The organism is Rhodococcus sp. RD6.2, from assembly GCF_001040705.1.
In the GTDB taxonomy this organism is placed as follows: Bacteria; Actinomycetota; Actinomycetes; order Mycobacteriales; family Mycobacteriaceae; genus Rhodococcus_G.
On the sequence record NZ_CVQP01000005.1, the window covers coordinates 273830 to 286449 of the forward strand.

At 69.0% G+C, this 12620-nt stretch carries 11 protein-coding genes; 7 read left to right on the forward strand and 4 right to left on the reverse strand.

Features of this window, described 5'->3' with window-relative positions; genetic code table 11:
* Positions 1-41 precede the first annotated feature (41 nt).
* Positions 42-911 carry an LLM class F420-dependent oxidoreductase gene (locus RHCRD62_RS07825; protein WP_050064126.1) on the forward strand — a complete coding sequence of 290 codons (870 nt, stop codon included), beginning with the start codon at positions 42-44 and terminating at the stop codon, positions 909-911.
* A 38-nt stretch (positions 912-949) separates the two neighbouring features.
* On the forward strand, positions 950-1432 hold the full coding sequence (locus RHCRD62_RS07830; RefSeq protein ID WP_050064127.1) for a nuclear transport factor 2 family protein: 483 nt from the start codon (positions 950-952) through the stop codon (positions 1430-1432).
* A gap of 82 nt (positions 1433-1514) precedes the next feature.
* On the opposite strand, the gene RHCRD62_RS07835 is transcribed toward RHCRD62_RS07830, so the two are convergent.
* Entirely contained in the window at positions 1515-3116 is a 1602-nt protein-coding gene (locus RHCRD62_RS07835) for an acyl-CoA synthetase (protein ID WP_050064128.1), read from the reverse strand.
* Between the two features lie 195 nt (positions 3117-3311).
* Between RHCRD62_RS07835 and RHCRD62_RS07840 the strand changes: the two genes are divergently transcribed.
* Together RHCRD62_RS07840 and RHCRD62_RS07845 are read left to right on the forward strand one after the other, a co-directional pair.
* Positions 3312-4232 (forward strand): 3-oxoacyl-ACP reductase, encoded by a 921-nt coding sequence (locus RHCRD62_RS07840; protein ID WP_050064129.1) that lies wholly within the window; start codon positions 3312-3314, stop codon positions 4230-4232.
* 18 nt (positions 4233-4250) lie between these two features.
* Positions 4251-4994, forward strand: a complete 744-nt coding sequence (locus RHCRD62_RS07845; protein WP_050064130.1) for an SDR family NAD(P)-dependent oxidoreductase — start codon at positions 4251-4253, stop codon at positions 4992-4994.
* 61 nt (positions 4995-5055) lie between these two features.
* Here RHCRD62_RS07845 and RHCRD62_RS07850 read toward each other — a convergent pair whose 3' ends face one another.
* Entirely contained in the window at positions 5056-6213 is a 1158-nt protein-coding gene (locus tag RHCRD62_RS07850; RefSeq protein ID WP_050064131.1) for a lipase family protein, read from the reverse strand.
* 109 nt (positions 6214-6322) lie between these two features.
* Between RHCRD62_RS07850 and RHCRD62_RS07855 the strand changes: the two genes are divergently transcribed.
* Positions 6323-6913 carry a TetR/AcrR family transcriptional regulator gene (locus RHCRD62_RS07855; RefSeq protein ID WP_050064132.1) on the forward strand — a complete coding sequence of 197 codons (591 nt, stop codon included), beginning with the start codon at positions 6323-6325 and terminating at the stop codon, positions 6911-6913.
* Between the two features lie 9 nt (positions 6914-6922).
* Here the strand turns inward: RHCRD62_RS07855 and RHCRD62_RS07860 are convergent, their stop codons facing one another.
* Positions 6923-7861, reverse strand: a complete 939-nt coding sequence (locus RHCRD62_RS07860; RefSeq protein WP_050064527.1) for a DNA-3-methyladenine glycosylase family protein — start codon at positions 7859-7861, stop codon at positions 6923-6925.
* A 140-nt stretch (positions 7862-8001) separates the two neighbouring features.
* On the opposite strand from RHCRD62_RS07860, the gene RHCRD62_RS07865 reads away from it, so the two are divergent.
* The gene (locus RHCRD62_RS07865) at positions 8002-8433 is read left to right on the forward strand and encodes a WhiB family transcriptional regulator (RefSeq protein ID WP_050064133.1); all 432 of its coding nucleotides are present in this window, start codon (positions 8002-8004) and stop codon (positions 8431-8433) included.
* 45 nt (positions 8434-8478) lie between these two features.
* Here the strand turns inward: RHCRD62_RS07865 and RHCRD62_RS07870 are convergent, their stop codons facing one another.
* Positions 8479-8991 (reverse strand): Lrp/AsnC family transcriptional regulator, encoded by a 513-nt coding sequence (locus RHCRD62_RS07870; RefSeq protein ID WP_050064134.1) that lies wholly within the window; start codon positions 8989-8991, stop codon positions 8479-8481.
* Between the two features lie 151 nt (positions 8992-9142).
* Here RHCRD62_RS07870 and RHCRD62_RS07875 point away from each other — a divergent pair, with 151 nt between their 5' ends.
* Complete coding sequence (locus RHCRD62_RS07875) at positions 9143-12607, forward strand: indolepyruvate ferredoxin oxidoreductase family protein (protein ID WP_050064135.1); 3465 nt, start codon at positions 9143-9145, stop codon at positions 12605-12607.
* Positions 12608-12620 lie beyond the last annotated feature (13 nt).

Genomic DNA, 12620 nt, shown 5'->3' on the forward strand with positions numbered 1-12620 from the left:
GGGCCGGAGAACGGTCCACCCAACGACGAAGGACCGCGGCCATGCGAATCGGGATCGTCACCCCCGTACTCATCCAGCACCCCGGAACCCGAGCCGACTGGGAGACCGGCGCAGGCATCGACGACGTCGCCGCGATCGCCGTCGCAGCCGACCGCCTCGGCTTCCACCACGTCACATGCAGCGAACACGTCGCCGTTCCCACCGACGTCGCCGCCGAGCGCGGCGGCACGTACTGGGATCCGCTGTCCACCTTCGGTTACCTCGCCGCCCGCACCACCCGGATTCGGCTCGTCACCCAGGTCCTCGTCCTCGGCTACCACCACCCCCTCGAGATCGCGAAGCGCTACGGCACCCTCGACCGGATCAGCGGCGGACGCGTCACCCTCGGCCTCGGCGTCGGCAGCCTGCGCGAGGAGTTCGACCTGATCGGAGCGGAATTCGAGGGTCGAGGCGCCCGCGCCGACGACGCGCTGCGCGCCCTGCGCGCAGGACTCGGCAGGTCCACCCCCGAGTACCACGGCGAGTTCTACGACTTCACCGACATGGTGGTCGAGCCGCACGCCGTCCAGGACCGCGTCCCGCTGTGGATCGGCGGACGAACTCGTCGCTCGCTGCGGCGGGCGGTCGAACTTGGCGACGGCTGGGTGCCGTTCGGCCTGCGCCTCGACGACCTCAGGGCGATGCTCGCGGCGACGCCGCCGCCTGCGGGAATGGACGTCGTGCTGGCCGCCGGGCGCCCCCTCGACCCGCTCGGCTCCCCCGACGCCGCGGCCCGCGCGCTGACGTGCCTGCGTGACGCGGGCGCCACGATCGCAGGCGTCACCCTCGACGCGTCCGGCGTCGACCACTACGTCGACCAGCTGGCGACGCTGGTCGAGCTGGCTCACCCCCTCGGCATCGAATTCGACTGATCGACCGCAGAACCGATCGACAACGGAGAGGACTCCATATGACCGACACCGCCGAGCTCGTCGCACGGCTCGCCGACCGCGTCCAGCTGCTCGAGGACAAGCTGGCGATCATGAACCTCATCAGCTCCTACGGCCCGGCCGTCGACAGCGGCCAGGCGGACAAGGTCTCCGGTCTGTGGACCGAGGACGGCCTGTACGACGTCGACACCGGCGCCATGCACGGCCGCGGCGAGATCGAGGCCATGGTCCACTCCCGCAACCACCAGTCCTACATCCATGGCGGCAGCGGCCATCTGCTCTACCCGCCGCACATCAAGCTGGAGGGCGACACCGCGGTCGCGACCTGCCATTCGCAGCTGGTGCTGCGCGACACCGAGACCGGTGTGTACGGGGTTGCACGGATCACCGCGAACCGATGGGAGCTCTCCCGCATCGACGGCGAGTGGAAGGTCACCCGGCGGGTGGGCCGGGTGCTCAACGGTGGTGACGAGGGCCGCGGCATCCTCTCCTCCGGCGTCTGACCTCGTCCCCCTGTCCGGCCGAAGGTCACCCTCATGCGCATCACGCGCACGAAGGTGACCTTCGGCTTTCCGGGGCAGAGGATCAGAGGCCGGTGGCCTGTTCCTGCAGGGTCGCCTTCGCCCAGCGGTAGTCGGCCTTGCCCGCGGGCGACCGGACGATCGCGTCCACCACGACCATCGTGCGCGGCGCCTTGTAGCGCGCGACCTGGGTGGTGACGTGCTCGATCAGCGCGTCGAGATCGGGCACGTCGTGGCCGTCACGGGGCTGCACGACCGCTCCGACACGCTGCCCGTAGCGCTCGTCGTCCACGCCGGCGACCAGCGCGTCCAGGACCGCGGGATGGCTCTTGATCGCCATCTCCACCTCCTCGGGAAAGACCTTCTCGCCGCCGGTGTTGATGCACATCGACCCGCGACCGAGCAGCACGATGCTGCCGTCCGCCTCCATGCGGCCCATGTCGCCGAGGATCGACATCCGCTCGCCGTCGACGACGGGGAACGTGGCGGCGGTCTTCTCTGGGTCGCCCCAGTATCCGAGCGGCACGTGGCCGGACCGGGCGATGTAGCCGACCTCGTCCGAGCCCGGCTCGATCGGCCGCATCCGCTCGTCGACGACCCGGACGGTGGGCTTGGCGGCGATCCGCATCAGCCCGTCGGCACCGATCTCGAGGTTGCCGTCGACGCCGGATTCGGACGCCCCGAAGCCGTCACGGACCGTCAGCTGCGGCAGGTACGCGACGAGTTGGTCGCGCACCGACTTGGAGAACAGCGCACCGCCGGACCCGACCACCATCAGCGAGCTCAGGTCGTACTCGGAGCCGTGTTCGGCGATCGCGTCGGCGAGGGGCCGGGCCATGGCATCACCGACGACGGTCAACGTCATCACGCGCTCGCGCTCGACCAGCGCCAGCGCCTCACGCGCGTCGAACTTCGGCATCAGAACGTGGGTGGCCCCCACGCAGAACGCGGTGAACAGGGAGTACAGGGCTGCGCCGTGGATCAGCGGCGCGGTCAGCATCCACGTCATCTCCGGGATGTGCGGGACCGCGGCGGCCACCGCCTCCGGGCCGCTGTACGGCTCGCCGAACGGGTTGCCGCCGGTGAGCGCGGCGTGGAAGAAGTCCTCGTGCCGCCAGATCACCCCCTTGGGCATCCCGGTGGTGCCGCCGGTGTAGATGATGAACAGGTCGTCGTTGCTGCGCTGCGGGAAGTCGCGGTCGGCGGACTGCGCGGCGACGGCCTCGTGGAAGTCGACGGCGGTGACGGTGCCCCAGTCGACGTCCGCGGCGGCGCCGATCGTGACGACGTGCCGGACGGTCGGGGTGTTCGGCAGCACCGCCGCGGTGATGGCCGCGAACTCGCCGTCGGCAACCACCGCGACGAGTTCCGCATTGCCGAACAGGTAGGTCAGTTCGGCGTCGACGTAGCGGTAGTTGATGTTCACCGGCACGGCCCGGATCTTCAGGCATGCGAGCAGCGCTTCGACGAACTCGGTGCTGTTCCGCATGTACATGCCGACGTGGTCACCGGGTCCGACACCCGCGCCGATCAGGTGGTGGGCGAGCCGGTTGGCAGCCGCGTCGAGCTCGGCGTAGGTGCGGCGGACATCCCCGCACACGATGGCGGCGCGATCCGGGACGGCGTCCGCGGCGGCTTCGAACAGATCTGCAAGGTTCAGCGACATCCAGAGTCCTTCTGACGCGGGTGTGATCGGCGTAGCAGAAGGTGCCATGAGTCACAGGCAGTGGCGTGGGTCACTCCCGACCACCGGGACCGTCGCCGCAGTGGGACACACCCTTGCGGCGAACTAGAATGAATACTAATTTTCGGATCATGGGGCCGTGGACGAACCGCGGCAACCGAACACGGGAGAGACCTCATGGGTGAATCTGTCAGCTTGGCGGGCAAGGCCGCCGTCGTCACCGGCGCCGGAGCGGGTCTCGGCCGCGCCGAGGCACTCGCGCTCGCCGCCGCGGGTGCCGCGATCGTCGTCAACGACATGGGCCAGGCCGCACACGACGTCGCGGAAGAGATCGTCGCGGCCGGCGGCCAGGCCGTCGGAGTCACCGGCGACGTCTCCGACTGGTCGCTCGGCGGCCGCCTCGTCGAGGAGTCCCTGAAGAACTTCGGCACCTTCGACATCCTCGTCAACAACGCGGGCATCCTCCGCGACAAGATGGTCTTCAACCTCACCGAATCGGACTGGGACGACGTCATCCGCGTCCACCTCAAGGGCCACGCCGCGACCTCCCACGCCGCCGCCGTGCACTGGCGGAATGCGAGCAAGGCGGCGGGCGCACCCGTCTACGGCCGCGTGATCAACACGTCCTCCGAGGCCTTCCTGTTCGGTTCGGCCGGACAGCCCAACTACTCGGCGGCGAAGGCGGGCATCACCGCGCTGACGCTGTCCACCTCGCAGGGCCTGGCCCGCTACGGCGTCACCGCCAACGCGATCTGCCCCCGTGCCCGGACCGCGATGACCGCGGAGGCATTCGGTGAGGCCGCGCCTGCCGACGGACTCGACCCGCTCGCACCCGAACGCGTCGGCACCCTCGTCAGCTACCTCGCCTCCCCCGCGTCGCGCGAGATCACCGGGCAGGTGTTCGTGGTCTACGGGAAGATGGTCGCACTGATGGCACCGCCGAAGGTCGAGAACCGCTTCGACGCAACCGGTTCCGCGTTCACCGTCGACGAGCTCGACCAGCAGCTGTCGTCGTACTTCACCGGTCGCGGGCAGTACGAGACGTACTCCGCCTACAGCGTCGCCGAGTTGGAGAAGGCCGCACTCGCGGTCGACTGACACGAAGGAGAACGTGACATGAGGCTCGAGAACAAGGTCGCCGTCATCACGGGCGGCGCGGGCGGCATCGGACGCGGCATCGTCCGCGCATTCACCAAGGAAGGCGCGAAGGTCCTGTTCGTCGACATCAACGACGACGCGGGACACGCCCTCGAAGCCGAACTCGGCGGTGCCGCACGGTTCCTGAACGCCGACATCTCCGTGGAGGCGAGCGCCGCCGCCATCGTGGAGGCGGCGGTCGAGGCCTTCGGCAAGGTCGACGTCCTGGTCAACAACGCGCACGCGTCTCGGCAGGCTCCCTTGCTGCAGACCACCCAGGAGATGCTGGACCTGTCGTTCGGAACCGGCTTCTACCCGACGTTCTGGCTGATGAAGGCGGCGCATCCGCAGCTCGCCGCAAACCGGGGTTCGGTCATCAACTTCGCGTCGGGTGCGGGTATCGAGGGCCAGCTGACGCAGGGGTCGTACGCCGCCGCGAAGGAGGCGATCCGGGCGATCAGCCGCGTCGCCGCCAACGAGTGGGCCGCCGACGACGTCAACGTCAACATCATCTCGCCGCTGGCGCTGACCGAGGGCGTCCAGGCCTACATCGAGGCGAATCCCGGTGTCGAGGAAGCACTTCTCGCGAAGACCCCGCTGCACCGGTTCGGCGACCCCGAGTCCGACATCGGCCGGGTCGCGGTGTTCCTCGCCAGCGCCGACGCGAGTTACATGACCGGCCAGACCCTGATGGTCGACGGCGGCAGCATCAAGCTCCGCTGACACCCGTGCGCACTTCTGGTGGTGCGAGCCACCAGAAGTGCGCACAGTGATCGCTCCGCGTCTACCGCAGTGCCGCAACGAACGCCTGCGCATCCTCCAGGGACGCCGCGACACTGGCGCGATGGTCTGCGCCCTCGTAGGTGCGCAGATCCACCTGGGCACCCGAGTCACGCAGGCTCTTCACCACGACGTCGGTCGCGGCAGGCGTCACCAACTGGTCGGTCGTCCCCTGCGCGACGAGCAGCGGCACCTTCGGCTTCGCGTTGGCCGGCTCCTGCGCGGCGAGGTACTGCGTCCACGGCCCGAGATCGGCCTCGGGCCGGATCGCCTTGTCCACGGGCACCGACGGGATCGCAGCCCGGATGTCCGCGATGCAGCCGGTGCGCGCGGCGGCGATCAGCGGTTCGGCCTCCGGTGTCGCGATGTCCTCGGGCTTGATCGCGGGATCCGCCGCCGCGGCTCCGAGCAGGGTGAGCGGGAAGAAGGCCAGCGCGGGCGCAATCGCCGGGTTTCCGGACTTGATGTACGCGGGGGTCTGGCTCAGCCCGCTGCCGGGTGCGACCGAGATCGCTCCGAGCAGGGTGAGCTCCGGCGCGTAGTCGACGGCCAGCTCCGAGGCGCTGATCGCGGCGGCACCACCCTGACTGTGGCCGCCGACGACCCACCGGCTTCCGACGCCAGGGTCGAGATTCCTTGCTGCCCTGACGATGTCGGTCACTGCGTTCGACTCGGACTGCGCGTTGAGATAGGTGTGGTCACCGGGCGTGCCCATGCCTTCGTAGTCGGTCTGGACGACGACGTAGCCCGCCTTCACCCACTCGTCGAGGGTTGCGCTCACGGCGCCGACGTAGTCGTGAACCGGACCGTCGACAGTGTCCCGGGAGGGTGCGCACACGTCGGCGATGCCCGTGGTGCCGTGCGCCCAGCTGAGCACCGGCCAACCACCCTCCGGCGCGACGCCCTGCGGGATCGCCACGGTACCGGTGACGGCGATCGGCTTCCCACTGCCGTTCTCGGACAGGTAGGTGACGGCTTCGCTGCGGGCCGCGCTCGGCAGCACGGCCGCGTTGGTCAGCGGCTGCGCCGAGACCACGTCACCGGCTTCCGGGAGCAGCCCGGCGTCATCGGAGCCGGTCGAGATGGAGCCGGTCCATACCGTCGCGGCGGCCGCGAGCCCTCCTATCATTCGGAGCGAGACAGCGGAGAGGGACGGGTGCATAGTGCCTCCGAGCAGAGTGGCGAGGCGGGCATGCCTCACAGACAATTAAGAAGGTTTTCTTAGTACCGTGACAGAGACACACCAGTCAAGGGGTAAGGAGTCGCTCGTTGTGACTGCCGAGCGGCTCGTCGCCGAGCGCGGCCTGCACGGCGTCCGGGTCAGCGAGGTCGTCCGGGAAGCGGGCCACAAGAACAATTCCGCCGTCGTCTACCACTTCGGATCATGGGAAGGCCTGCTCCAGGCCGTGTGGCAACGGCACACCGAACCGGTCGCCGTCGACCGTGCCGTCCTCATCGCCGCCGCGATCGACCGCGGCGACTACGACCTGCGCGCGATGGTCGAGGCGTACGTGCGACCGATCGTCACGGAACTCGGTCGGCACCAACCGAGCTACTGGGCGCGGTTCAACGAGCAGTGGCTCGCCACGATCGCCCTCGACATCTTCACGCTCGACGACAAGACCATCGCCCGACAACCCCGCGCGGACACGACGACGCTCATCCACAACCTGCTCATCGACATCGCCGGCTCGTTGGACCACCTGAGCGACGCGGCCCGCACCCGCCGGACCGCCCTGATGACGCGGTACGTCATCGCGGCGCTGGCCGCGTGGGAACGTGGCGACGAGGACAGTCAGTCCCTCGACGACCTCGCACAGGACCTCGTCAGCACGTCCCTCGCGATGCTCCTGGCACCGTAGGCGGGTCCGTCACCGCATGCGGTGATCGGTGACCGCCATTCGGGGACCGAACTTCGGCTTCACGGCCTGACCGCTGACCTCCAGCAGTCGGACGGCCCGATAGCGCTGGGGGCGGAGAGGTTCCAGGTACTCGACCATCCCGGCATCGTCGAGCGGACGACCGAGCAGTGACCATCCGACCATCGCGGCGAGGTGGAAGTCCCCGACCGACAGCGCGTCGGCGTCACCGAGTGCGCGTTGGGCGACCTCGGCGGCTGTCCACACCCCGATCCCGGGGACGGCGCGCAGTCGGGTCGACGCCTCGTCCGGAGGCATCGTCACCGCCAGTTCGAGACGGTCGGCGACCGCGGCGGCGGTGACGATGGTGCGGGACCGTTTCGGATCGACCCCTGCACGGTGGAATTCCCACGACGGAATGCGGCGCCACGCGTCAGCCGTCGGCGGCACCCGCATCCCCGCCGGCGCGGGCCCGGGGGCAGGAACACCGTGCGCGGTGACCAGCCGTCGCCAGGACGCGCGGGCCGCGATGCCGTGCACCTTCTGTTCCAGGACGGCGGGGACGAGGGATTCGAAGACGCGCCCGGTCCGCGGGATGCGGAGGCCGGGCAGGCGCCGGTGCGCCTCGACGAGTTTCGGGTGCTCGGGAGCGAAATCCGTTGCGGTGTCGCTCTCTCCGAGGAGGTCAGGCAGGGTGTCGACGAACTCCCGCGCACCGTCACCCCACGCGCGGACGCCGACGGTCGTGGCGTCGATCTGCACGAGGCGACCGGTGACGGGACCGCTGCGCATCATCGACGTCCGCCACAGCGCACCGTCCGAGGCGATGCGGTGACAGGGGTCGCCCCGTCCGCGGCCGAGTATCGCGAGCGACGCCGCCATGAGCAGAGGCCGATCGCTGCGGTGCAGTGTTTCCACCTCCCCACCATTCGCGAACCCGGAACTGGTCATGGCTTCCACCATAGGGACGTGTCGGACGTCATGCCTCAGTCCGGCGGTCCGGGACGTTCGACCCTGTTGCCGCGGCATGCCGTCACGCAAGGGTGAAGGGTGAGCCCACGCGAGTGCGGGGCAGGCAGGAGGAGCCGGAGATGAGCACTGTGACCACCGGAGCGAGCGACGTTGCGTCGTGGTACGTCGACCCCGACCGGCCCTGCGCTCAGACCCCCGAGGCGTGGTGGTTCCCCGCGCCACGCGCGTCCCGGACCACGACCGCCCAGGTTGCGGCCCTGTGCGTCCGGTGCCCGGTCCGCGCGCAGTGCGCCGACGACGCTCGCACCTGCGACGACCGCTACGGCATTCGTGCCGGGGTCGACCTCGGCCACGTCGCCGAACCGGACCGGTCCCTCGTACTCGCGCAGATCGCAGGTTCGTCCACCCCGGACTGCGAGCCGATCGCGGTGGGACGTAAAGGCTTTCGCCGGGCCCCTGCCGAACTGATCCACCTGCCACGGGCCGGCGTCACGCACAGGGCGGACGCCGGTCGAGTGTCGGCAGCACCTCGTGCGATGACACTTCGGTAGGCGCTTCCGTCGGCGTCTTCGGCCGGCGGCCGACTGCCCTGTCGCTCAGCCCTCGTCGCGATCACCTGCCGCCGACCGCCCATGTCCCGCCTGGTGGGTGAGGTGATCGATCAGCGGCTGCGTGCGGTACTTGATCGCGGTGGTCAGCGCCAGGGTGGTCGAGGTGTGCGCGACGCCCTCGATGCCGAGGATCCGCTCGAGGACATGGAGGAGTTCCTCATGGGAGGGCGCCGCGATGCGGATGAGCAGGTCCTCGCGTCCCGTCGTCGTGTGCGCTTCGAGCACCTCCGGTATCCCGCGAAGCTGCTCGAGGACACCCTTCAATCTGCCCTGGACGGTCTCGGCTCCGACGAACGCCAGCACCGGTAGCCCGACGGTGGGGAAGTCGATGTCCGGGCGGTAGCCGGACACCACGCCGGTCTCCTCGAGCCGCCGCATTCGGGACGCGACGGTGTTGCGGGCGACGCCGAGACGGGAGGCCAGATCCATGATCTGCGCTCGCGGGTCCGCGGTGAGGAGTTCGAGTAGTGCGGCGTCGAGTTCGTCGATACTGATCACGGTGCTGCTCTCCCTGGAGTGATGTGGGTCACAACTGATCATACTGCCACGCTGAAACTCCGACTGTTGACGCTGCCGATACCTAGTTCGATCATTACTGCACCTCAAGGATGCAATTCGACTCCGCAGCGACCAGCAGAGGAGCCACACAATGACCGAACTCGCCGACCACCCCTCCGTAGCGAGTCCGTACGACCTCGACGACCGCTACCGACCCGGCACGGGACCCGTGCTGCTCACCGGTGTGCAGGCCATCGCCCGACTCCTCGTCGAACAGCATGTACGCGACCTGCGTGCAGGTCACCGCGTCGGAACCTTCGTCTCCGGCTACCAGGGCAGCCCTCTCGGCGGCGTCGACAAGATGCTGCTGGGCATGCCGACCGTGCTCACCGAGCACGACATCACGTTCGTCCCCGGACTCAACGAGGAACTCGCCGCCACCTCGGTGTGGGGCAGCCAGGCCGACCTGAGCGAGTTCGGCGGAACCGCCACCCACGACGGCGTCGTCGGCGTCTGGTACGGCAAGGGCCCCGGCGTGGACCGCGCCACCGACGCCCTGCGGCACGCGAACATGTACGGCGTCAGCTCCCGTGGCGGCATGCTGCTGCTCGTCGGCGACGACCCGGCTTCGAAGTCCTCCACCGTCCCTGCCGTCAGCGAACGATCGCTCGCCGCGCTCGGCATTCCGGTCCTGTTCCCGCGCAACGCCGCCGAGATCGTCACGATGGGAATGCACGGCATCGCGATGTCCCGGGCGTCGGGCTGCATCGTCGCGCTCAAGATCATCGCCGACGTCGCCGACGGCGCGTGGAGCATCGATGGAACCGTCTCCGACATCGACATCACCATTCCCGAGATCAGCTGGGAAGGACGCCCGTTCACGTATCTGCAGCGTCCGATGGCCGTCCCGACGGACAGCGTGATCGCCGAAGCCGACCTGTACGGCCCGCGTACCGAGCTGGTCCGTGCCTACGGCGCCGCCAACCACCTCGACGTCGTCGAGGTGAACCCACGCTCGGCACGCATCGGATTCGCCGCCACCGGAGCCACGTTCGACGCCCTTCGTCAGGCGCTGACGGACCTCGGTGTCGACGAGCAGGGGATGCACCGCGCAGGAATCCGCCTGCTGCGCATCGGGATGCCGACGCCTCTCGGCGCCGATCGCGTCCTCGATTTCGCCGCCGGGCTCGAACGCCTCGTCGTGGTCGAGGACAAGACCGCGTTCGTCGAGACACAGATCCGGGAGATCCTCTACGGCTCTGAGCACACGCCGCAGATCCTCGGCAAGCGGGACGCGAATGGCCGGCCGCTGATGCCGGTGGACGGCGAACTGACAGCGGGCCGGATCGCCGGGCCGCTGCGCCGCGTGCTTCGCGATGTGGTGGAGACGAAAAAGGCTCTTCCCCCGCAGCTCTCGCTGGAGGTTCTGTCGACCGAGCGCACCCCCTACTTCTGTAGCGGCTGCCCGCACAACCGCTCCACGGCACTGCCGGAAGGCTCGATCGGCGGCGGCGGCATCGGCTGCCACACGATGGTCACCATCTCGAACCGCGAGGACAGCAAGGTCACCGGCCTGACCCAGATGGGTGGCGAGGGAAGCCAGTGGATCGGGCAGGCCCCGTTCACGGACATCCCGCATCTGTTCCAGAACGTCGGCGACGGCACCTTCTTCCACTCCGGGCAGCTCGCCGTGCAGGCATGCGTCGCCGCGGGCGTGAACATCACCTACAAGTTGCTCTACAACGAAGTCGTCGCCATGACCGGCGCCCAGGACGCCCCGGGCATGCTCACCGTCGCGCAGCTGACCCACAAGCTCACCACCGAGGGCGTCAAGAAGATCGTCATCTGCGCCGACGAACCCAAACGGCACAACAGGAAACAGCTCGCCAAGGGCACCGTGCTGTGGCATCGCGACCGGCTCGACGAGGCGCAGCGGATGCTCCGCGAGATCGACGGCGTCACGGTGCTGATCTACGACCAGCACTGCGCCGCCGATGCCCGTCGTCAGCGCAAGCGCGGCACCCTGCCCGCTCGCGCCACCCGCGTCGTCATCAACGAAGCGGTGTGCGAGGGCTGCGGCGACTGCGGCACCAAGTCGAACTGCCTGTCGGTACAACCCGTGGAGACGGAGTTCGGCCGCAAGACCCGGATCGACCAGACGTCGTGCAACACCGACTACTCGTGCCTCGACGGCGACTGCCCGTCCTTCGTCACTGTCGAGGAGGCGCCTTCGGGTAAGGCCAGGTCCACCAAGAAGTCCCGCCGTACGCCTCCTGCCGTCACCGCCCCGGAGCTCGGGGCACCGACCGGAACCCAGAACGTCTACCTCGTCGGCATCGGCGGCACCGGCATCGTCACCGTCAACCAGGTACTCGGCACCGCCGCCCTGCGCGCCGGATACGAGGTGGAGTCGCTCGACCAGATCGGCTTGAGCCAGAAGGCCGGCCCCGTCGTCTCGCATCTGCGCTACTCCACCGGCGCACTCGAGCCCTCGAACCGGCTCACTCCGGGCAGCGCGGACGCGATCATCGCGTTCGATCTGCTCACCACCGCGACCCCGAAGAACCTCGCGTTCGGTGACCGTTCGTCGACGGTGACGGTGGCCTCGACCAGCCGGACACCGACCGGGGACATGGTGTACGACAAGTCGGTTCGTCACCCCGACGAGGATCAGTTGCTGGACCGGATCGGCACGATGTCGCGGTCGGTGTCGTCGTTCGACGCCCTGGCCGCCGCGCAGGAGCTGTTCGGCAGCACGACGTCCGCGAACTTCCTGCTGATCGGTGCTGCGTTTCAGTCCGGTGGGCTGCGCATCCCCTCCGACGCGATCGAGGAGGCCATCGGGATCAACGGTGTCGCGGTCGACACCAACCTCGCGGCCTTCCGCTGGGGCCGCGTCGCGATCGCCGACCCCGGCACCTTCCGTGCGGCGACGGAGCGCGCGCCACGCGCACCGAAACCGGTTCCCGCGCATCTCCTGTCGGGAACGACACTGGACGGCGAGGTTCGCCGCCTCGTCGAACGGCGCGCAGCGGACCTCGTCGACTTCCAGTCGGAGAAGCTGGCGCGGCGGTACGTCGAGGCAGTGCAGGAAGCATGGGCTGCCGAGCGTGATGTCACCGATCGCACCGAGTTCAGCGAAGCGGTGGCCCGCGGACTGTACAAGTTCACCGCGTACAAGGACGAGTACGAGGTCGCGCGGTTGCTCGTCGACCCCGACTTCGTCGCGGACGTGCAGTCGCAGGTTCCGGGCGGCACGCAGTTGACGTACAAGCTCCACCCGCCTGCGCTGCGCGCCCTCGGCCGGAAGAAGAAGATCGGCCTCGGCCCGAAGTCACATGCGGCGCTGAAGGTTCTCGCGAAGGGCAAGGTGCTGCGCGGAACCAAGCTGGATCCGTTCGGCTACGCGCACGTGCGCCGCGTCGAGCGGGACCTGCTCGCGCACTACACCGCGACGGTGCACGACCTGGCGACTTCCCTGACCGCCGACTCGTACGACCGCGCCGTCGAGATCGCCGCGCTGCCGGACCTGGTCCGCGGCTACGAGTCCGTCAAGCTCGGCAACGTCGAGCTGTACCGCGACCGCCTCCGCGCCCTCGGCGTCACTCCCCGCTAGGGGTAAGGGGAAC

What these genes read in the sequence shown, in the direction of transcription:
- RHCRD62_RS07825 (WP_050064126.1), top strand. Translation starts at nt 42, where the DNA reads ATGCGAATCGGGATCGTCACCCCCGTACTCATCCAGCACCCCGGAACC.
- RHCRD62_RS07830 (WP_050064127.1), top strand. Translation starts at nt 950, where the DNA reads ATGACCGACACCGCCGAGCTCGTCGCACGGCTCGCCGACCGCGTCCAG.
- RHCRD62_RS07835 (WP_050064128.1), bottom strand. Translation starts at nt 3,116, where the DNA reads ATGTCGCTGAACCTTGCAGATCTGTTCGAAGCCGCCGCGGACGCCGTC.
- RHCRD62_RS07840 (WP_050064129.1), top strand. Translation starts at nt 3,312, where the DNA reads ATGGGTGAATCTGTCAGCTTGGCGGGCAAGGCCGCCGTCGTCACCGGC.
- RHCRD62_RS07845 (WP_050064130.1), top strand. Translation starts at nt 4,251, where the DNA reads ATGAGGCTCGAGAACAAGGTCGCCGTCATCACGGGCGGCGCGGGCGGC.
- RHCRD62_RS07850 (WP_050064131.1), bottom strand. Translation starts at nt 6,213, where the DNA reads ATGCACCCGTCCCTCTCCGCTGTCTCGCTCCGAATGATAGGAGGGCTC.
- RHCRD62_RS07860 (WP_050064527.1), bottom strand. Translation starts at nt 7,861, where the DNA reads ATGACCAGTTCCGGGTTCGCGAATGGTGGGGAGGTGGAAACACTGCAC.
- RHCRD62_RS07865 (WP_050064133.1), top strand. Translation starts at nt 8,002, where the DNA reads ATGAGCACTGTGACCACCGGAGCGAGCGACGTTGCGTCGTGGTACGTC.
- RHCRD62_RS07875 (WP_050064135.1), top strand. Translation starts at nt 9,143, where the DNA reads ATGACCGAACTCGCCGACCACCCCTCCGTAGCGAGTCCGTACGACCTC.